Consider the following 22,301-nt stretch of genomic DNA (forward strand, 5'->3'; position numbering starts at 1 on the left):
AAGGGGTTCACCATATAATAAGTTTGAGTAGAAATAAAGATCAGGGAGCCCGGATATTTGTCCGGATTTTGTGTTTCCTATTTATTCAGTTGAGTTCATTTCTTGTTGTTTGTGCTCAGGATGTTGAGCAAGTAATCAATGCAAAAAAGATTGGTGTTTCGGGTAGTATCTCAGCCAATAATGTTAATTATTCGGCAATAGGAGTTAAGCGCAACAGAGACGCACATACGTTTTATGCTACGGGCAGTTTGAATTTGTCACTGTTTGAACAGTGGTCAATTCCTTTAAATTTTACCTATTCCAATCAGGATGTAGAATTATCACATGGAGTTAGTTTTAACCAGATAGGTATATCTCCAACTTACAAGTGGGTGAAGCTGCATGCGGGTTATTCTGCCATGAGTTTCTCGCCTTATAGTTTAAGCGGACATAGTTTTTTAGGAGTAGGGCTTGAGCTGACTCCACCAATAAAACTAAGCGCCAGCCTTATGTTTGGAAGGCTTCGGAAAGCGGAAGAACCAGTAGGTACGGAAAAGGAAACATTGTTCTCCTACAAAAGGATGGGTTACGGTTTAAAGCTAAATTACAAAGACAAGGGGGATGATTTGAGTGTTATTGCATTTGGGGCTAAGGATGATGAGAATTCAGTAAAACTCATTCCAGACAACACCGAAATCACACCCATGGAAAACCTGGTATTGGGAGTGAATGTTCGTAAAAATCTGTTCAGTAAAATATTTGTTGGTGTTGAATATACCAATAGTATGCTGACGCAGGATAAAAGACTTGAAAACAGGGGCGAAAAGAATACCGGTGTATTCGTACTTACCAATGGCATTATGAACGCCAACTCATCCAGTTCTGTTTATACCGCTATCAAAACTGATGTATCCTATCAAAGTCAGGATTTTTCTGTGTCGATGTTGTACGAAAGGGTTGATCCGGAGTACCAAACATTGGGAGCCTATTATTTTACCAATGATATGGAGAATATATCAGTGACAACTGCCAAACAGTTTTTAAAGGGACACTTAAATATTTCTGCAAATGCCGGTTTGCAAAGGAATGATCTGAAAAATGAGAAAAAATCAAGGATGAATAATGTGGTTGGAGCTGTAAATGTTGGAATACAAACAGGCGCCAAAACGAATCTGAATTTATCCTACTCAAACTATAGTTCTTTCACGAATATCCGATCCGATTTCGAAGATATAAACGAAGTGAATCAGCAACAGGTTTATGATACCCTCGATTTTACCCAGGTTTCTCAGAATATGTCACTTACTCTGTCGCAGGTTTTGGGTGATGTGAAAAATGCAGATGCCAGACAAAATTTAAATGTTAATCTGAATGTGCAAATGGCTTCGGAAAAACAGGAAGGGCAGGATAAAAAGCCTGGAAATAAATTCTACAGCACCGGAATAACGCATAGTATTAGTTGGAAAAACAGTGGAGTTTCATTGTCCTCCTCAATAAATGGGAATTACAACGATATGGAATCGGGTGACGCCTTAACTCTTGGGCCAACACTGAGTTTGTCCAAAAGGTTTAAAAAGAATTTGAGAAGTTCGGTGAGCGGATCCTGGAACAGATCTTATCAGAACGGCGATTTCGCAAATCGGATTTATGTGATTCGCTGCAATAATTCTTATGCAGTAAAGAAGCATAGTTTTACTCTCAGCATGAATTATATGAATAGGCACGAAGAGAAAAAATATGCAGAGTTCACGCTTAGTATGGGTTACAATTACAGTTTTTAAACAAACAGCAGAAAATGAAGTTCGATTCAATAGAGAATAAATTAGTTCAAGATGGAATTTGCAAGGCAACGATGAGGCAATCGCTGCGAAATTTGATGTTGCTGATTTTGCTTGTTTCTGTATTTAAAGTTGGATTTTCTGCAAATCATTTTGCTGTTGAAAATGATATTGATGAAATAAAACTCTTTCAAGAGGATTCTGTTCAATCGCAAGGAGCTTCGATGGCTGCATCTTTGCTTAATCCGAAGGATGTTAAGCGAATGGCGAAATTGATTGCTACCGCAAAAAAAATCAGAACCGAATCACGTAAGCTCCAGGACTTAATCAATTCATCAAAATCATTCGATTTGCCGTTGGGTAAAGATCAGTCAATGGGAGTGGGAGGAGTTACGATATGCATCGATTCCGTATTTCTAACTCCGAAAGGAGGCGAACTTTGTGCTTCAGCATTAATTGATGTACCTCTTGCAAAAAGACAACTTGGATTTGCCGGAAGCCGGATTGGCTTTAACCGTGGCGGATTTACCGGCGATGCCCGATTGATGCTGATTGGGAATCAGTCTTTTCCGCTTAACAAGAACATGACAATGGTATTTGTAGGGGAGAATAAAAAAACCTTTGTTGATTGGGATTGCAACGGATACAGGGGAATGGGCTTGCAGGGAAAGCTTGAGTTTAGCCGCGATGTACTATTGCCTGCCGATACCATTAATACGACTAAGGTTTCTGCAGCTTTCGAAACCAGTATTACTACATTTTCTGATTTTGTTGTTGATGTGAGCTTGGATCCTTTTCAGGTGAAAGGTCTTACCGATTTTAAGTTTAAGGCTAGCAATGCAGTTTTTGATTTTAGTGATACCCGAAATTCTTCAGGGATGGTTTTCCCAAAAGGCTATCAATCTACCTCAATGCCTGAATTAAATAGTCCGCTTTGGCAGGGATTCTATTTAAAAGATTTAAATGTTGAGATTCCAAGTCAGTACCGCAAGAAAAATCAAGAGGAAAATATAAGTCTCTTTTTGCGAAGTGCTGTTATTGATGAAATGGGCTTTACAGGAGAATTCGGAGGAACCAATTTAATTCCTTTGGAAGAAGGGGACATGAGTGGCTGGGCATATTCGTTGGATACTCTGGGAGTGGGATTAAAGTACAATAAGTTACAAAAGGCATGGTTCAATGGTGATATTTTAATACCAATTGCCGGTGATACAGATCATTTGGGCTATTATGGTTTAATTCAACCTGATGATAAATATTATGTGAAAGCAACAGTAAAGGAAGATATGGATTTTCCGCTGTTTAATGCTGATGTGAAATTAGCACCTTCATCATATTTAGAGGTTGATGTTGAAGATCACCGCTTTCATCCTAAAGCGGTATTGCATGGTTCAATGGTGCCAAAGACGAAGCTTTTAAATATTGGAGACATTTCTTTTGAAGGACTAATGGTGACTACCAGGGAACCCTTTCTGGATGCAGATCGTTTTAGTTTAGGACGAGAGGATGCACCTAAAAAGTTAGGTTTCTTACCGATTCAACTCAACAGAATTACATTAACGAAACGAAAAACGAATGAATACGGTTTGGGTTTGGACATGACCGTTAATGTTAGCAGTAGTTTTAGTGGGATTGCAGAAGCTATTATTTTGGCCGAAAAAGATCCTGAACGAATAAAATTTAAGTATGCAGGATTGGATATCGGCAAGCTGGGTATTGAAGTAAATCAGGGCAGTTATCAATTAAAAGGTTTTGCACAATGGTACAAAAATGATCCTCTGTACGGATCCGGTTTTAAAGGAATGGTTGATGCCAAATTTACACCTGGAATTGCTTTGCAGGCTTCAGCGCTTTTTGGCAGTGTTGAAGGATATCGATATTGGTATGCCGATGGTATGTTTACTTTGCCGAGTGGTGTTCCTGTATTTCCAGGTTTAAGTATTTACTCTTTTGGTGGTGGTGTTTACAATAGAATGTCGCATAGCGGAACAGCTTTAGGTGCAGGCAGTATTGGGGCAACTCCCAGCGGAATTGTTTATGTGCCAAACAAAAAGGCCGGGCTTGGTTTAAAAGCGAGAGCCGATCTGGCTTCACCAGATAAAGCGGCAGTAACAGTTGAAACAATTTTCGAGATGTCGTTCAATAGCAATGGAGGATTGAATTACATTTCATTTGAAGGAAACGGGAAATTTTTATCTCCCTTAAATATTCCGGGTACTGATGCTATGCAGGCAAGTTGTATGAAGTTGTCTAAAAGTCTGGACAAAGGATTAAATAATTTGGTAGATGCAGTTAATATTCCGGGATTAAAGGGACAATCGGATGTTCAAACGCAAATGTTTGGCTCTGAAAGTGAAATTGCCGGAAAATCTGTGGTGGCGGCAAAAGCAAAAGTCAGCTACGATTTTCCCAATAAAAGTTTGCACGGAACATTCGATTTGTTCATGAATGTGCCGGGAGGAGTTATTCAGGGGGTAGGATCGAATGGAAGAGCAGGCTGGGCCGAATTGCATGTCGATCCTAAAGATTGGTACTTCTACATGGGAACACCCGAAGACCGGGTAGGCATCAAACTCATGCGCATACTAAAAACAGGCAGCTACTTTATGGTGGGAACAAAAATACTGGGCAGTCCGCCTCCTCCGGATGAAGTTGCAGATATTCTGGGTGCAGATGACTTGGATTACATGAGAGATTTTAATGCATTGGGAACAGGGAAAGGCTTTGCTTTTGGCTCCAATGTCAGTATCAGTACCGGAAATCTGAATTTCCTTATTTTCTACGGCTATTTTAATGCCGGTGCCGGTTTCGATATCATGTTAAAGAATTATGGTAACGAAGTGCGGTGCAAGGGGAGTGGTAAATCGCCGGGTATTGATGGCTGGTATGCCAACGGACAGGCTTACGCTTATCTCGACGGAGAAATTGGCATTCAGGTGAGAGTATTTCACAAACGAAAAAGAATACACATTCTGCACATAGGTGCTGCCGCATTACTTCAGGCGCAATTACCAAATCCATTATGGATGAAAGGCATTGTTGGTGGTCGTTATAGTGTTTTGGGTGGTTTGGTAAAAGGCCGTTGCAAATTCGAAGTGGAAATTGGCAATAAATGCGAACTGGTAGGAGGAAGTGTATTGGACGAACTGGAAGTGATTTCGGATGTTACGCCTCAAAACGGAAGAGCTGAAGTAGATGTTTTTACCGCTTTTCAAACTGTTTTTAATCTGGAGATTGAAAAGCCGTTCGAAATGGTCGATTTGGATGAGATTGAAAAAACTTTCCGTGTTAAACTGGATGAGATGAGTTTAACGGCTGATGGAAAGTCAATAGAAGGAGAAATAGAATGGAATGAAAATAAGGATGTGGCTATTTTTAACTCTTTAGATATACTGCCTCCAGAATCGAAAATTGATTACAAGGTAAAGGTGAGTTTTGAAGAGAAAATTGGTGGCGTATGGAAAAAAATGAAAGGTCAGACTCAGGAAGAGAAGGGCAGTTTTACTACCGGAGTGGCTCCTGATTATATTCCGGCACGTAATATTGCCTACTCTTACCCGGTATCGAACCAATTCAATTTCTTTAAAGACGAATACAAGTTGGGTTACATTAAACTCAGAAAGGGACAACCCTATTTATTTAAGCCGGACGATAAATGGGATCAGAAAATGAGAATGACCCGAAAAGATGGAAGTGCATTATTAGGCGATATTTCTTATACCGACCGAACTGTAAATTTTGAAATACCAAAGGGATTAACTACCAACTCTGTTTACAAACAGGAACTGGTAAACATTCCAAAATTTAGCGCCGGTAAAATGGATGCTAATGTTGTAATTAAGAAAAGCGGGAACGAGGATGCGACTGTAAATAATAAAAAAGCCAAAGAAGGCTCTAGTATTACTACTGTAGAAGAAAAGCAGGTGTACGAGAACTTCTTTAGAAGCAGTAACTACAATACTTTTAAAGAGAAATACAAAAAACTGCAATTCGGACAGAGTTGGGAATGGCCTGTATATACAGGTGTTTACCAGGCAAACGTAATGTTTAATTCTCCTGAAGTGTTTGGTAAGAATGAATTGAAGGGGGGAGACGATTACAAACCATTAATACAGTTCGAAGCTCGACAAAACAACCCTTGGTTTAAAAATGGTTTGAATCCATTGATGTATGGCGAATATCCTTTGGCCGGAAAATACACCTTAGATTGGCGCAAACCAGATGTTTTGGGAACGCCTCCGGTTTTTGCCGTGGGAATCTCACAGGACATTACCAACCCTTTAATTACAGAAACCAATTATACAGGAGAAGATCCGCAGGTACAAACACAATATTTTAACCTGAATTACAATATCGCAGCTGTAGCTTACGGCGATTTCAAAGATTTTAGAGACAAGGTAGCTAAAGTATCATTAACGCCTCAGAAAGAGAATTTGAGTAACCTGTTGAACAGTCATTTTCCTTTTCAAACCGGTGGAAAATACGAAGTAATCATTCGTTATGTATTGCCTGGGATCAATAAGGAGACTTATTCGAACAAATTGGTGGTGCCTTATTTAATGGACTAAAGGAGATATGAATTATGAATTATGGCCGTTGTGGTTAGATATACCCCAAACCTCTAAAGAGGTTTACAGGCAGCGTTTTTTTTGGGGTACAAAAAAGAGAGTAATGAAATTTTAAGCAATAAAATATGAAAAGAAAACTAAACTACTTACTGTTCGGACTACTGTTAGGTCTTATTGGAACAGTTCAATCGTGTGATAAAAGTGATGATCCAACGATTCCAACTGTTGTTACAAAAGATGTAATAGATATTACAGAAACATCAGCCACATTGGTGTTTGATTTTGAATCAGGAGGAGGAGAAATGATTGATTGCGGAGTTTGTTATGGGAAAAATCCTGATCCAACTGTAAAAGACAGTGTTGTAATTTACGATTATTTTAGACCTGATGGGTATGAAAATCTGTATGAAAATGATCATGTAATGATTATGAATAAGCTTGAAGATGGAGTAAAATACTATGTTCGTGCTTATGCAAAAAATGAGGTTGGATTAGCATATGGAAATCAAGTTGAGTTTACAACTATCGCGTCCAAACTGCCAAAATTAGCTGCAGAATTATTAGAGTATGATTCAAGAACAGCAACTTGTAAGGTAAATGTAACATACGATGGTGGCTGCAATATAACAGAGCATGGTGTTGTAATAGGTAAAGACAGGTTTGTGGATACAAAAAAATATTTGCAAAAAGAAGTCATGGGAGAAGGAAAGGGAGAGTTTACCATTACTTTAAACGGCCTAAGGTGGGAGACAGATTACCATTTAAAAGCCTACGCAATCAATGAAAATGGAACAACATATACCGAAGATGTTGAGTTCACCACCCCCACAATTTATGGATCGTTTACCGATGAGCGTGACGGGAATGTATATCGCACGTTAAAAATTGGTTCTCAAACCTGGATGGTTGATAATCTAAGATACTTACCAAAGGTCTATCCCATTAAGGAAGGCAACCCACTTCAGGCATATACTTATGTTTCAAATTATTCTGGAGCCGATGTAAATGAAGCTAAGAAAACAGATTATTATAAACAAGGCTTTGTCTTCTACAATCTTGTTGCAGCACAGTTATCCTGTCCTGAGGGATGGCATTTGCCTACCGATGAAGAATGGATACAATTCGAATTGGAAATGGGAATGAATAAAGACGAAGTTGAAGTAGCTGGACGTAGGAAAACAATAGATGCAAGTAAACTAATTAGGAGCGATGCTTACGGTCTTGGAGGTACAAATGAAACTGGATTTGATGTTTTTGGTGCAGGGAAAAGATCTATAAACAGCACTGGAGTAGGGTATTATACAGCACAGTGGGGAACTGCATTTTGGTCAAATACCAAAACAGAAAATGAAGAATATTGGGTGAGACAATTTGATGGCAGATATGAAGAAGCTTATATGTCAAAGTATAGTTATAAAAAAGAATATGGCTTATGTGTTCGCTGTGTAAAAGATGAATAAAGCAATTTCTCCCGCTTCCGCACATTGCATCGTGTGGTAAGTTTGGCTCTTACCCCAAAAGGGGCTTTAGAAAAGGGTGCAGGGATAGAGGAGAAGTAGATAGTAAGAAATAAGCAACAGGTTAAAAAGCCTGTAAAAGTTCTTTGACAAGTTTGAAAACACACACACAAGATACTCTTGTTCGGAATTGGAAAACCCGAAATGTGAGTAAATACAATGTTTTGAGTGGATCGATTTTGGAAAACCTGCCTGTTTATTGTGCAGACTCGTTTTATGGCTTAAAAAATCATCTTGATTGATGGGTAAGGCCATTTTCCGGCATAAAATTTCAAGTTGAAGGCCTTGCAAAGTAATTTTTCAGGTGAAAAATTATTTTCATTGGTAGTCAGGCTGATTTTTCAGCTGAAAAGTAGCCGAAGCCAATGTGCCGAATCGTTTTTTACGTTGATTTTTTGATTCGATCGTCGTGTAAAACGATTTTTCAGCTGAAGAATCGTTTCAATCGTCGAAAGAGGTCATTTTTCAAAAAAAGAAGTGATTCGGTACTGCTGAAAAACTAAAATAGAGAAGCTCAAATGTATTTGCTTCCAGTAGGATAATGCTTATTGCAATTGCTTTAAAAAACGGCAGGCTGAATTGTTCTGTTTCCTTTAAGGCAGAAAAGCGGTAAGCCAATAGTAACAATGCTAAAATAGAAGTATATGAATAAAGTTTCTTATTACTTATTTTCTCATAATGCCTTGTTCACCTTTGTAAAAGATAGTATTGGCATTATAGAGGAATCGCCGGCAGAGGATTTGGGCTTAAAAGTCTTTTTAGACATGGTGAAAGCCCGGTTTCAGATTTACGAATCGGTGTTGCAGCACGATAAAGTAGATCCTTATACGGCAAAATTAAATGCTGCCGATCACGAAAGAGATGATCGTTTTTTAGGTTTTAAAGGATATGTTTTGGTTTGCATGTACCGCAAACAGGAGGCCGTACAAATGGCCGCACAAGAAATTAATCGTGTCATTCATCGCTATGGCGGCGATTTGTATCGTATGGCCAATGCCGAAGAATCGGCAGCGCTCGACAATTTAATTATGGATTTAAAAGCAGAGCCTTACAAAACACACATTGCAACGATTAAGGCCGAAGAGTGGTTTGCCGAAATGGAGGCAGATCAGCAGGCATACAAAGCTTTGGTGCAGGAACAGGTGGTACAATCCAACAGCAGTTCGCATTCGGTAATTAATGCCCGAAAGCCATTGGTGAAAGCATGCCGTTCGCTGCTTAGCATGATTGAATTGCAGCAAACTGCAAGCGAAAATCCTGCCATCAGTATTTTAATCGATCAGCTAAACAATCACATTTCGAAAAGTGTTGCGAATGCACGTTTGTCGCACTCGCTTACCGGAAATGAAACAGAAGCAGAAAAGGAAAACTTAGTAGAATAGATTGCTCTGATTGAAGAACAGGAGTTTTGTGGTGTTTTTAAACTTGTAAAGAAAGTAAGACTGTTAGGAGTTAAGAACTATGAGTTAGGAGTTATGAATTAAAAATGAGGATCCTGTTCCCGCACGATTGCATCGTGTCGCAAGTAATGGCTGTTACCTGAAAGTCCCCTTTCGGGATAAGGGTAGAAAAGATGAGGAGCAGCGGATGTAGTAACACACGATGCAATCGTGCGGGAGCAGAGGTGCGGTTTTGGAAGAAGGAGAGTCCAAAAAGGAATAAAAAAAATGATCAGAAATTATTGATTGAACTATGAATAAACAAATACCACGGAACATTGTTTCCATTCTTTTACTATTTATTGTTCTGTTGTTTTCAGCAGGTACAAGTAATGCGCAGCATTATCCGGTACAGTGCAATGTTCAGCTTATTCCACCCTATTCGGTACATTTGGCCGATTATTATCAGGGGAGCAATCAAAAACTATTGGTCAATCTCACGCTAAAAGATTTAAATCACGCCGATCTTTCGGTACGATTGCGAATCAGCATCGAAGGACAGGGCATTAAACTGATTACCAAAGACGATTTTATTCCCAAAGCTCCCGTTCTGCTTCAGGCAGGTACACCCGAGCTGTTGTACGGCGATCGTTTGGAAGAGTATTTGGCGCCCGAGCACATGAATTTTTCGGGAATCACCCAAAAGCAGTTCCTGAAAACCGGACGCCTGCCCGAAGGCGTTTACAAGTTTACGGTAGAAGTATTTGAAGCCCGCCGACAGGAAAAAGTATCGAACATGGCCACCAGCATGGCTTGGATGCTCTTAAACGAACCACCGGTAATTACTGCACCAGCCAATAACAAACTGCTGAAGGCTACCGATCCGGCCTCCATCTTTTTCAATTGGCTGCCACGGCACATGAACTCACAAAATGCCTTGGCAGATGTAGAGTACGAATTTACAATGGTGGAAATCTGGCCTGTAAATCAGTCGGCCGAAGAGGCAATTCGTTCCAAAGAGCCATTGCTGAAAACCGTTTTTCGCAACACATCTTTTGTTTACGATGCACAATACCCCATGCTGGTGCCCGGACGCCAATATGCCTGCCGGGTACGAGCCTTTAGCAGCCAGCAAAAAGAGATGTTTAAAAACGAAGGCTATTCGCCTGTGGTAAGCTTCGTGTTTGGCGAAGAATGCAAGCCACCTTTATTTGTTGATGTAGATCCGGCCCTGGGCGGATCGGCGCAGCTGAGTATTGTACCCCAAAGCAATCACAGCTCGTTTACCGTGCAAATTCGCGATGTTGCAGGCGAGAAGTGGTACTCCCAGCAGTCGAACCAGCCCGATTTTGAGCTGAAACAGCTAAAACCGGGCGCTGCCTATCAGTACAAAGTGCAGGCACAATGCGAAACCCTCGAAAGTGAGTTTACCCCAATCAGTCAGTTTAGCCTTTCGAAAGAGCAGGCCGAGGTAGAGTGCGGACAAAGTGTTGCTATTCCTGAAATAGACGGCAGTCCGGCATTGAATCAGCTTACTGCGGGAGATGTAATTAATGCCGGAGGCTTTAAAGTAACCGTGAAACTGGCAAGTGGCAGCAGAGGTACATTTACCGGAAGCGGTGTGGTGCGCATTGGCATGTTGGGCAATATTGAACTGCGAACCGTTTTCGATAATATTAAGGTAAATGAAAGCTACCAGCTAACCGCCGGAGAAATACGTGTGGTTGGCTCGGATATTTATGCTCTGGGCAGCGATATTCGCGATCAGGCCGACGATTTTTTCAACAACGATATTTGGGACAGTGTTGATGACGCCATAGCAGATGCCGAAAGTATCGTAGATGAGATCAGCAATCTGCAAACAGACATGGGTAATAACAGCCTGAATAATGAATTGGAAAAAGCCAAAAGAACCATCGAAAAAGGGCGCGATCAGTTGGCTGTAGGGAATCAGGAAGGAGCTCAATTAGTAAAAGAGGGTGCCGATAAAGTAGCCCAAATTCTCGATCAGGTAAACAGCGGCGATTTTCAGATTACCGCTAACGGCATTTTCTTTCTGGCTCACGACAATCAACACTATGGTTTCGACAGCCACGAAATTGGATTGACAGAGGAAGAGAAAAAAGCCTATCTGCCTTACTACCAAAGCCTGCAGTTGGGCGATACCACCAAGCAGTATTACCTAAAAGCATGGAAAAGCATTGGCAGCAATGGCAACGATGAGGTGAAAGTAGAAATGCAGCTAAGCGATGGTATGAAGGCCGACACCGTTCATTTTATGAATGCAATGGGAGCCGAAATTACGCCACAAAAACAGGGCGGTACTTTTAGCTTGAACCTGCGAGGCAGCTTTCACGAAGATGTACAACAAATTACGGCCTACTACAATGTAAAAGACGACAGCACCAAAAAAACGAAGAAAGTACTCTTAGGCGCACTGAATGTAATCAGCTACGATCAAATAGAAAAGAATCTGGTTCTGGTGCCGGTTAATGGAAACGCTACAAGTATACCACAGGCACAGCTCGAAACCTACTTGAACGATACTTACAGCCCCGCCAATGTGCGATGGACAGTGAGCCGGCATGCCGGCGTGCAAGTAGAATACAGCGACGACATGAGCCAGGGATTGGACGATGGCGAATCGAAAATGTTGAGCAATTACACCAATGAAATGAACAAGGTGATTAAGGCCTTGAAACGCTCTGGTGATTACGACCAACACAAAACCTACCTGTTTTTGGTTGATAAAGCCCAAACTACCAGCAAAGCGGGTTTTATGCCTAAAAAGAGGCCTTGGGGTTTTGTGTTTACCAATATTCATTACAACAACAGCAAGGCATTGTGCCGAACCATTTCTCACGAGCTAGCTCACGGCGAATTCCGCCTAAGCCACCCCTTCGACGATTTTCCTTCTATTTTGGGAAATCCCACTCAAAATCTAATGGACTATGCCGACGGACAACAACTGCGCAAATACCAGTGGGACGACATTCACAACTTGAGGGATGTGGAGTTGTATGGGCAGGATGAAGAGGGGAATGCGAGTATGGCTGAATGTACATTGGAAAAAGTAAAAGAGTATTTCTTACAAACAGATAGTTATACTAAATTAATTTCGAGAAAGAAGATATATGACAATATCTATACAAATTTTGATGACCTGATGAAGAAGTTGGAAGTTAATTCCAAGGCTGAGAAAAAAGAGGAAGTTGAGAATATAGACGGTTGGTCTTTAAGAGCTTCTACTTTAGATGAGAATGAAAAGGGTTTTTTGTACGAGCGTATTTTAAAGAAAATAGAAGAAAGTGAGAACGATAAAGAAGTTGAATTTAATCTTACAGAAAAAGGAATCTATTTGGGGAAAGCTAAAATAGGGGAGGAAAATTATAATCTTGCAATTTATTGTGATAAAGATAAGTCTGTAATAAAGAAAGCTCAATTGAAGGATTATTGTGAATTAATCGATAATGTAGAGCTTAATAAGCAAATTAAAGTTGCTGAAATTGGAGATTATTTACTTCTAGCCTTTTTCAAGGATGAAAAAGTTGAAATGGTAGTTCAATTTATGAGTGACGATGATGATGAATTTAAAAAGTTATTGACTGCCTTTAAGGTTTTGAAGGGAGAGGAGAAGTTTGAGGAAGAAAGTAAAATAAAAGAATTGAAAATTAAAGTTGATCAAATAGTTAAAGTTTTTACTGATACAGATACTGTAATACTTAAAGATATTGTGAATACAATAAATACTTATAGTAAAGATTTTGGAATAACGACAAAAGATAGAATGTCTCATTTTTTAGCTCAGACTGGCTATGAAAGTGGTGGGTTCAAAGATTCGAAGGGAGAAAGTGGTTGTTATACAAGCGGTAATACATCAGGATGGAAGATTTGGTTTAATTTGACATGGAAAGAATCACCATTCGATATGGATTATGATACAAGTTTAAATACATTTAAGAAAGGATCTAAGAAATTGCCGTGGACTTCTCTTAAATGTGACTCTACAGATACTAGTTGTATTGAGGTTCCTTTTGATTTTGTATGTTCTAAGGATAATCCTATTAAGAGAGAAGCTCTAACTAAAAAATTATTTAGTTACGTTTATCAAGGTGAAGGAGGAAATGGAAATAGCATAAGTGAAGATGGATATAAATATCGTGGACATGGAGCAATTCAACTAACATGGAAGAAAACCTATGTGGCTTTTGATAAATGGTTAAAGGATAATTATAAAGAAAATTATAAGGATGTTGTCGCTAATCCCAAGCTAATTGATGAAAACAAAGATATATTTATTCTATCAGCTATGTGGTTTTGGAAAACTAACAATATTAACAAAGTTGCAGATAAAGGCAGTGTACGAAAGGTGACACTCAAAATTAATTCTAAAGGTTTGGAATGGGAAAAAAGAGAAGATATTTTCAACAAATTACAAAAAGAAATTAAATAGTTATGAAGTTAAAAATAGTACTGGGATTAATGATATTGTCATTAAGTTCTAATTTGGTTAGCCAAAATGCTGAGTTAGAGGGTGGTTTATTCCAAAACATTGATGAGCCATCCATTTATCATTATTATAAAGGGAAACAATTATTGGTTTATTGGGTGTATGAGAATAATCCGAACAAGGTAGTCGAAATAGATACTTTGAATTATGGATTTTATAATGTATGTGACATACCAAGCATTGACAGTTTAAAGCAAAGTGGTAAGTATTATTTTGAAATTGATGCTGAAGATTTTGAAGAAGGGGAACGTTTTGATCGTGACTGTGGAGAGATGGAAATTTACAAAGAAGGAGATAAAACCATGATGAATATTTATTACAGTAGTTCTCAGCAATTTGTCACATATATGAAAATTGAAGTACTTCCTGAAAAGGTTCAAAGATATTTGCAAAAGAAAGGAGTTAGTGTTTCGAAATGATATTTCTTCCGCTGTCCCCCGCTCCCGCACGATTGTATCGTGTGGTTTGTGAAAGATATGTGGTAAGTAATGTAATTAGGTATTACTGATTAACTGTTTGGTGTAAATTTTAAGATGAGTCGTAATTATAAATTTTACAATCCGGAGGGAGTTTATTTTATAAGTTTTGTTGTGGTAGAATGGCTGGATGTATTTACCAGAAGTGAATACAAAGACATAATAATTGACAGTTTGCATTATTGTCAAAAGCATAAGGGGATGGATATTTTTGCTTGGTGTATCATGACCAATCATGTTCATTTAATTTTTAGAAGTGTAGATGGTCAAAAGCCAGAATTTCTTTTAGGTGATTTTAAGCGATTCACGAGCAAGGCAATAGTGGAGGCAATAAAAGATAATCCTAGAGAAAGTAGGAAAGAGTGGTTGTTAGAGCAATTCCTAAAAGCGGGAGCAAAATCTTCTAACGTTAAGAAGTATCAATTTTGGAGACACGATAATAAACCAATCGAGTTGTGGAGTAATAAAGTGTTTGATGAGAAAATAAATTACATCCATAACAATCCAGTTGAGGAAGGTTTGGTCTCTTATCCTGAAGATTATGTATATAGTAGCGCAAGAGATTATAGAGGAGATAAAGGGGTATTGAATGGAGTAATTGTAGTGATGTAGTAACCACACGATGCAATCGTGCGGGAGCGGGGCTGTTATCGTAATTGATACATATACCAAAGTTATTGCTGATGCAGAATACTAGTTAATATTTCAGAAGATGAATTACAATTGTATAATAAGCAAATAATAAAAGATGAATAATAAAACTTTAACACTTAAGTTGTGTTATGCTTTTTTAATAATTATATCTGCCATAATGCTAATTTATTACAGAATATTATTTCCATGTAATAATAAATGGTATGTATTGTTATTGTTAGGTATATCCTTTATTTCTTTCCCTATTTCTTTAAATAGATTTTTGAAGCTATTTAAAATTAATTACAGTAATATATTTTGGACTATTGTAATTTCGTTGGCTTTATTCTTTTATTCTTTTAATAAATCAAATGATATTGCAATAAGTGAGATTAAAGAGAATGGAGGAGTTGTTAAAGTTGCTGTTGTGTATAAGCGATATTCTAGCATTCAAAGTTCGGAATCTATTAGTATAAAATATATTGTGGAAGGGAAAAGTATAAGTGCAAAATATAATTGCAGTAAAAGTATTTATAATCAGCTGGTTGTAGGAGATACGATTTTAATTGTATATTCCTTGAAGTGTCCTGAATGGAACTTGCCTTTTAATTATTTCCCAACCTCAAAAGATATTCTGCAATGTAAAGAGGGTTGTCGGATTGAGAATGGAAGATTAATAATATCTGATTAATGTGCCTCCCCGCTCCCGCATGATTGTATCGTGTGGTTTGTGAAAGATATGTGGTAGTTAATGCAATTAAGTATTAATGATTAACTGTTTAGAGTAAATTTTAAGATGAGTCGTAATAATAAATTTTATCCCTATTACCCCAAACCCCTAAAGGGGCTTACTGGTGCGGTTTGGAAAGTCTCCTTCAGGGGATTTAGGGACAGAAAAGAAGTAGTACCGTTAAGCTACTCCAGTGGAGGCTATGGATTATGGAAGATATTAAATTGGAAATATTGTTGTATGAAACATCAGAAGGATTTGGAATTAGAAACTAAACTAATTTTTTGAATAATATTGAATTTGCTAATAAAAATCAAATAAAAGCTATGAAACTCAGACTAATTATTTTAACGCTATTTATCTCTAACAGTTTGTTTGCACAACGTGCCAAAGAGAAACAGGTTTACTTTAAAGAGTGGCATTTTCCTACCGTAGTAGTACCTGCCAGTATAAATGAGTACAAAATTGTTTATGCACCTATTAGTTTAAGTAAAATTAAATTTTACTGATGTAAAACTGACTGATGTGGTTTGGAGTGGTGCTAGTTCTCTAATAAAAGATCCTAAAATGAATATCGTAATATCATCAGTTAGGGGTGCACTAAAGGGAGCTTATGAAGAATCCGATAAGGGATTTGAGGAAGCATCTTTAGTTGCTCTTGAAATAATGGAAAATGAAATAATTATTGCGATTATCACTCATGGTTTAGTTGGTCAAACTAATTATCTTAATTTGCTTGAAAAAACTTTTAAGAAAAGCCCTAAAGCAGTGTATGATAAATTAATTTCATTAGGGATAAAACCAAAGGATATTCAATCTGTATCAAATCAATTTGTTAGTAATGCATTGAAACTAACAATAAAAAATTTAGGAAATGAAAAACAAAAAAAATAGAGAGTATTGGCTTTATGTTATAGGTTTAATTGTTTTAGGTTCATTGTATATTTCAGTTTTGCGTGATTATGAAAGATATATAAATAGAGACATTAAAGTTAGTACTAGGGCTAGAGTGTTTAAAGCAATTGTACAGCATTTGGATTCAATTGGTGGTCCAACTTTTGTATATGGTTTTTTTGGATTAATAGCAATGTTTTTTGTCTATAAAATTGTATTAGGAATACTTAAAAATATGAAAGATAATTCGGAAGAGAGTTAGGTTGATATTTATTCCCCCTGCTCCCGCACGATTAGCTTCCCCCCGCTAGTGCGCGATTGTATCGCGTTCTAAGTCATACAGGTTTTCTTGTGTGATAAAGGAACATTGGAAGGAGTGGTTGTAGTGATGTAGTAACCACACGATGCAATCGTGCGGGAGCGGGGATAATACAATAAAACAATATGAGCAAGAACAAAAAGGATAAGGACTGGAAACCATGGCAAGAAAACTTGTTTGGATTCATAGTAACAGGATTATTAATAATTATGACATGTTTTTTTTACGATGAAAGTGTCCATGACGAAAGAACTGGTACTAAAAGTAAAGGATTACAACACTTTCTTAAGTATTTGGATGAATCATTTGGTAAAGAATATGTTTTTGTTTTTTTAACCTTTGTTATGCTTTGGCTTGGCATAAGAGCCATTAGAGGGTACATAAAGGATCAAAGGGAAAAGGAAGAGTAATCCCCCCGCTCCCGCACGATTGCATCGTGTGGTTTGTGAAGGATATGTGGTAAGTAATGCAATTTGGTATTAATGAATAATTGTTTAGTGTAAATTTTGATATGAGTCGTAATAAGTTGTTTTACAATGCTGAGGGAGTTCATTTTATGAATGCAATGGGAGCCGAAATTATACCGCAAAAACAGGGCGATGCTTTCAGCTTGAACCTGCGTGGCAGCTTTCACGAAGATGTGCAGCAAATTACGGCCTACTACAATGTAAAAGACGACAGCACCAAAAACACGAAGAAGGTACTCTTAGGCGCACTGAACGTAATCAGCTACGATCAAATAGAAAAGAATCTGGTTCTGGTGCCGGTTAATGGAAATAGTACAAGCATACCACGGGCACAGCTCGAAACCTACTTGAACGATACTTACAGCCCCGCCAATGTGCGATGGACAGTGAGCCGGCATGCGGGTGTACAGGTTGAGTACAGCGACGACATGAGCCAGGGATTGGATGATGGCGAATCGAAAATGCTGAGCAATTACACCAAGGAAATGAACAAGGTGATTAAGGCCTTGAAACGCTCCGGTGATTACGACAAACACAAAACCTACGTGTTTTTGGTTGATAAAGCACAAACTGCAAACAAAGCGGGTTTTATGCCTAAAAAGAGGCCTTGGGGTTTTGTGTTTACCAATATTCATTACAACAACAGCAAGGCATTGTGCCGAACCATTTCTCACGAGGTCGCTCACGGCGAATTCCGCCTAAGTCACCCTTTTCAGGATTTTCCTTCCATTCCCGAAAACTCTACCCAAAACCTAATGGACTATGCCGACGGACAACAACTGCGCAAATACCAATGGGACGACATTCACAACTTGAGGGATGTGGAGCTGTGGGGGCAGGATGAAGAGGGGAATGCGGCCACAATTAATCCTATTAATAGCCAATATACTCTTCTTTTTGACTTGGTTAATAAATATGCAGAATCAGCACCGCCCCCTTTAGATTCATATTTTGGACTTATTGACCGTGCAATAACGAATTCAATAGCAAGTGTGCCACTGACCTATACTGATGATTATGCAGATACCTGGACTGATGTGGATAAAAAATGGATCGATGAATGGTCTTTAAGAGCCAAAAGTTCAGCCGATGTGTTAAAAGAAACGTGTGCTATTTCAGCAATTAAAAAAACAGGAGCAGGTAAGAAAATTGATAAAATAATTCTAAAAGAGAAACATATTTATCTAGCAAAATATACTATCAAAGATGATATATATCCAATAGCTATTTATGGTGATGGAACAAATCATAAACTTGAAAATATTATAACTAAAAGGCAGGTAAATAATTTGGATAGTTTGATAAGTAAAACAAATATTAAACATATTTATTGCGATGATGCTTTATTTTCAAAGTATCTTGTGATTGCTTTTTATGAAAAAGATAAAAATAAACCTTCTATGATGATTCAGGTTATGCCACCTGATAATTTCACCATTAATGATATTAAAGAGAGGTGGCTAAAATATTTAGGTATTTACATGGAATCTTTAGACGGAAAAACTATTGATGAAATATTTTTGGAATATGATGTTTTAACAGCTTCGCAAATTGCATATGTTAGAAATTTGATAGAAAAGGAAAAGGACGAAACAAAAAGAGGAGATTATTATCAGGAGTTACAAACCAAAGTTGCTTATCACAACCAAGTTGACAATGTTAATTCGCCTTATAGGACATGTAATGTAACCTCATTGGCTATGGGATTTGAGATGTTAGGTGTTTCGAAAGAAGACTATATTGCCAAAGCAGAAAAGGATGGTCTGACTATTTCTGATGATGTAAAAAATGGTGATTTTGAAGACTTACTAGAGCATATAAGAAAAGAAAAGAAATTTGGTGATCGTACTTCGGCTAGTACATGGACTAAGCTAGCCAAATATAATGGCTTAAAGGTTGTGGAAAAGGCCGCAGGTTCATCTAAAAACAAACCAGAATTAACAAAATACTTAAATGAGCGTTTACGTGCAGGAGATGGTATATTAATGTCTATTGCATATGAAAAAGGACATATTGTGCGTCTTCAAAGTATAAATGATACCAAAGTTGTAATAGATGATCCTTATGGTACGGTTAGTAGTTTGGCAAAACGAGAATTTAAAGGATTAAATTCGTCAAGCACTTATGATAGGAATACTGCCGACATGAGTGATTCTGGACAAAAAGGAGAAGATTGTCCAGTTGCATGGAATGAGTTTGATGTATCGGTTGAGCAAGGCAATGGAGGTAACGAAGAAATTAAAGCTGATAAAATATTTAAATATGAGGTTGATGGTATAGTTTCAAAAGAATCTTTTGAAGACTGGCTAAAGGGAAAAGCGATTAAAAATATAGGGGAATACGATACCCGTGAGGAAACCAAAACCGAGACAGTTAAAGGAAAAACAATAACTACAACAACAAAATATTATATAACCAAAGGTGCAACGGTAAAATATTATCGCATTTTTTCAAAACCATAAAACAATGAAAACTAAATTATTAATAATAATGCTATTGTGCTCGCATAATTTATCGGCACAGAGTGAATTTCAGGAATTCGTAAAGTTATTTCCAAAATACGAATGGAGTGAATTATCATCTATTTTTAAAACTAGAGAAAAAACAGGGAAGTCTATAGACCCAGAACTGGCTAATAAAAGCATATTTGGAGAGTATTCAGGAAGAGTAAGAAAGCAGACAATTGATTATCCATACCCTACAAGCGCTCCTCATACAAGAGTGAATGATACCTGTTATATACAATATCATGGCGGTTATCATGGTATTTATGATTCTCATTCCGATTCTAAACCGAATACATTACTTCCGTTGGCACGGGTTGATTTTAATAATGATATTGTAATGCTAGTGCTATATTACAAATATTTCAATTTCGAAGAAAATTATTACAATTCAAGTCAAGAAGTTTACTTGTTTAGGAAAACGGACGAGCAGATGTTATCAGCCATAAATTTTCATGGTGGAGGAACATGGAGAGTGTTTCTTGAAAAAGACACAACGATTACTTCTTATGAATGGTTTCCTAAACCAGGCGATACCGATCCTACTCCCGATAAAGTTTTACGAAGAATTGAATATAAAATAGATCTTGATGGTTATTTTCATCAAACAAAAATAGAAGACCCCTACGAGAGTGGCATCTTAATAGAAGGAAGAGTGCAAGATAGCGATGGCTGGACCAATGTAAGAGAAACTCCTGATGGAAAATCAAAAGTACTATATAAAGCTTTAAGTGATAGCCCTATTTATGTTGAAAAAATTGAAAATTCTAATTGGGGAAGGGTGGTGCAGATTCAAATGGGAAAATCACCTGATTTAATATTTAAGTTTAGTGGTTATATACATTTAAGTAGAGTTAAACAATAGTATTTTCTGCTCTCGCCCCGCTCCCGCACGATTGTATCGTGTGGTTTGTGAAGGATTTTAGAAGGTGAGGTTGCATCGTGTGGTTTGTGAGAGATATGTGGTAGGTAATGCAATTAAGTATTAATGATTAATTGTTTAGAGTAAATTTTGATATGAGTCGTAATTATAAATTTTATCCCTAATTACCCCAAACCCCTAAAGGGGCTTATTGGTGCGGTTTGGGAAAGTCCCCTTCAGGGGATTTAGGGGTAGATAAGATGAGGAACAAGAAATAGGAAATAAGAAAGCAACCCCCGCTCCCGCACGATTGTATCGTGTGGTTTGTGAAGGATTTTAGAAGGTGAGATTGTATTGTGTGTTTTGTGAAAGACATGGGTAGGTAATGCAATTAAGTAGTAAAGATTAACTGTTTAGAGTAAATTTTGATATGAGTCGTAATAATAAATTTTATCCCTATTACCCCAAACCCCTAAAGGGGCTTACTGGTGCGGTTTGGAAAGTCCCCTTCAGGGAATTGGAACGAAGAGGAAATCGACGAAGTCCATTTAGGGGTAAGAGATGAGGGATAGGAAAGCCGAAAAATAAGACAGTTATGAATTAGAAATTATGCTTTGTGTTCTTTGTGGTAAAATTTTAAAAAGATCTTTTTGCGGGAGCCAAAAGCTAAGTTGAATAATAATAATAATAATAATAATACGAGAATGTCGAAAATCGATAAGAGTAGACACCATTTAATAGAATTTAAAAATGATTAAAAAATTTTTACTAATTGCCCTAACAGTTTTTTGTATTGCAGAAGTAAGTGCACAACAGCTGTTATCACCATCTTTTACTTTTTCGCACAAGAAAACGGCTTACCTAACTCTTGTTGATGGAACAGAACTGGAAGGGATTATAAAAGATGTTGATAGAAAAAAAGGGTTAATAAAGTACATTAAAATCGAAGACAAAATAGGAAAGAAACACAAATTGAAGCCTGCTGCTATTGTACACATGTATCTGCCGGCAAGTGGCCTGGATAAATTGAGTAAAGCAATTTCATTTTTGGAGGATATGAAAAAATGGAACAATCAAAAGTTGAATCAGGACTTGTTGCGCCAGGGCTATGTTTACTGTGAAAATACACAGGTGTTGGTAAAAAAGAAGGAGAGAACAATGATGTTACAATTGCTAAATCCTGAGTTTAGTAATGAAGTGAGAGTGTTTCACGACCCAATGGCAAAACACACTATGGGAATTGGTGTTGCAGGTATAAATGCAACGGGTAACATTGCCAAATCATACTATGTGAAAAAAGCTGATGAAGATGTTGCTCATCTAATCAAAAAAAGCAAATACAATAAGGAATTTGCTAAACTTTGGGGTGGGTGCGATGCCTTAATTCAAAAAACCACTGATATTAAATGGAGAGATTTAACCCAACACATTTTGGACTATTCTGATTGTGGTAATTAAAAGATCATAAATCAAAACAAAATTATTATTACTGCTGGCACGCTTTTATAATTCGTGTCAGCAGAAATATATAAAGAATCTTTCACTTGGGTTTCTGTGCAGCAGTTTTGAAAGTATTCCATGGTGGTTCCGAAAGTTTTTGGGATAGAGGTAAAGAGGTAAGACTGTTATGAAGGTAGTAGCCACACGATGCAATCTTTCGGCAGCGGGGAAGAGAAACAGGAATA

General features: G+C 37.6%; 15 protein-coding genes. All 15 read left to right on the top strand.

Translation table 11 applies throughout. From position 1 onward, the window contains the following. The first annotated feature begins 23 nt into the window (after window positions 1-23). The 15 genes from ACKU4N_RS06405 to ACKU4N_RS06475 all read left to right on the top strand — a co-directional run bounded on the left by ACKU4N_RS06405 (window position 24) and on the right by ACKU4N_RS06475 (window position 22,074). Complete coding sequence (locus tag ACKU4N_RS06405) at window positions 24-1,760, top strand: fimbria/pilus outer membrane usher protein (RefSeq protein WP_321321731.1); 1,737 nt, start codon at window positions 24-26, stop codon at window positions 1,758-1,760. Window positions 1,761-1,774: 14 nt separating this feature from the next. Further along, the gene (locus ACKU4N_RS06410) at window positions 1,775-6,325 is read left to right on the top strand and encodes a hypothetical protein (protein WP_321321733.1); all 4,551 of its coding nucleotides are present in this window, start codon (window positions 1,775-1,777) and stop codon (window positions 6,323-6,325) included. Between the two features lie 125 nt (window positions 6,326-6,450). Then, complete coding sequence (locus ACKU4N_RS06415; protein WP_321321735.1) at window positions 6,451-7,785, top strand: FISUMP domain-containing protein; 1,335 nt, start codon at window positions 6,451-6,453, stop codon at window positions 7,783-7,785. Between the two features lie 701 nt (window positions 7,786-8,486). After that, window positions 8,487-9,224, top strand: a complete 738-nt coding sequence (locus ACKU4N_RS06420; protein WP_321321737.1) for a DUF6261 family protein — start codon at window positions 8,487-8,489, stop codon at window positions 9,222-9,224. Between the two features lie 310 nt (window positions 9,225-9,534). Then, window positions 9,535-13,674, top strand: coding sequence for a hypothetical protein (locus ACKU4N_RS06425; protein WP_321321739.1), 4,140 nt, complete (start codon window positions 9,535-9,537; stop codon window positions 13,672-13,674). Window positions 13,675-13,676: 2 nt separating this feature from the next. After that, complete coding sequence (locus ACKU4N_RS06430; RefSeq protein WP_321321741.1) at window positions 13,677-14,150, top strand: hypothetical protein; 474 nt, start codon at window positions 13,677-13,679, stop codon at window positions 14,148-14,150. Window positions 14,151-14,264: 114 nt separating this feature from the next. After that, window positions 14,265-14,819: an REP-associated tyrosine transposase gene (locus tag ACKU4N_RS06435; RefSeq protein WP_321321743.1), complete on the top strand. Its 555-nt coding sequence runs from the start codon at window positions 14,265-14,267 to the stop codon at window positions 14,817-14,819. A 136-nt stretch (window positions 14,820-14,955) separates the two neighbouring features. Further along, complete coding sequence (locus ACKU4N_RS06440) at window positions 14,956-15,531, top strand: hypothetical protein (RefSeq protein WP_321321745.1); 576 nt, start codon at window positions 14,956-14,958, stop codon at window positions 15,529-15,531. A 365-nt stretch (window positions 15,532-15,896) separates the two neighbouring features. Further along, window positions 15,897-16,079, top strand: a complete 183-nt coding sequence (locus tag ACKU4N_RS06445; RefSeq protein ID WP_321321746.1) for a hypothetical protein — start codon at window positions 15,897-15,899, stop codon at window positions 16,077-16,079. A 58-nt stretch (window positions 16,080-16,137) separates the two neighbouring features. Then, window positions 16,138-16,464: a hypothetical protein gene (locus tag ACKU4N_RS06450; protein WP_321321747.1), complete on the top strand. Its 327-nt coding sequence runs from the start codon at window positions 16,138-16,140 to the stop codon at window positions 16,462-16,464. After that, window positions 16,445-16,726 (top strand): hypothetical protein, encoded by a 282-nt coding sequence (locus ACKU4N_RS06455; protein ID WP_101310189.1) that lies wholly within the window; start codon window positions 16,445-16,447, stop codon window positions 16,724-16,726. Before ACKU4N_RS06450 ends, ACKU4N_RS06455 begins: the two co-directional genes overlap by 20 nt. Window positions 16,727-16,908: 182 nt before the next feature. Further along, a complete protein-coding gene (locus ACKU4N_RS06460; RefSeq protein WP_321321748.1) occupies window positions 16,909-17,193 on the top strand; it encodes a hypothetical protein in 285 nt (94 codons plus the stop codon). Between the two features lie 101 nt (window positions 17,194-17,294). Continuing rightward, window positions 17,295-19,712: a C39 family peptidase gene (locus ACKU4N_RS06465; protein WP_321321750.1), complete on the top strand. Its 2,418-nt coding sequence runs from the start codon at window positions 17,295-17,297 to the stop codon at window positions 19,710-19,712. Between the two features lie 4 nt (window positions 19,713-19,716). Then, complete coding sequence (locus tag ACKU4N_RS06470) at window positions 19,717-20,619, top strand: hypothetical protein (RefSeq protein ID WP_321321751.1); 903 nt, start codon at window positions 19,717-19,719, stop codon at window positions 20,617-20,619. A gap of 747 nt (window positions 20,620-21,366) precedes the next feature. Further along, window positions 21,367-22,074, top strand: a complete 708-nt coding sequence (locus ACKU4N_RS06475; RefSeq protein WP_156196977.1) for a hypothetical protein — start codon at window positions 21,367-21,369, stop codon at window positions 22,072-22,074. The last annotated feature ends 227 nt before the right edge of the window (window positions 22,075-22,301 follow it).

It is taken from the genome of Labilibaculum sp., assembly GCF_963664555.1.
Lineage (GTDB): Bacteria > Bacteroidota > Bacteroidia > Bacteroidales > Marinifilaceae > Labilibaculum.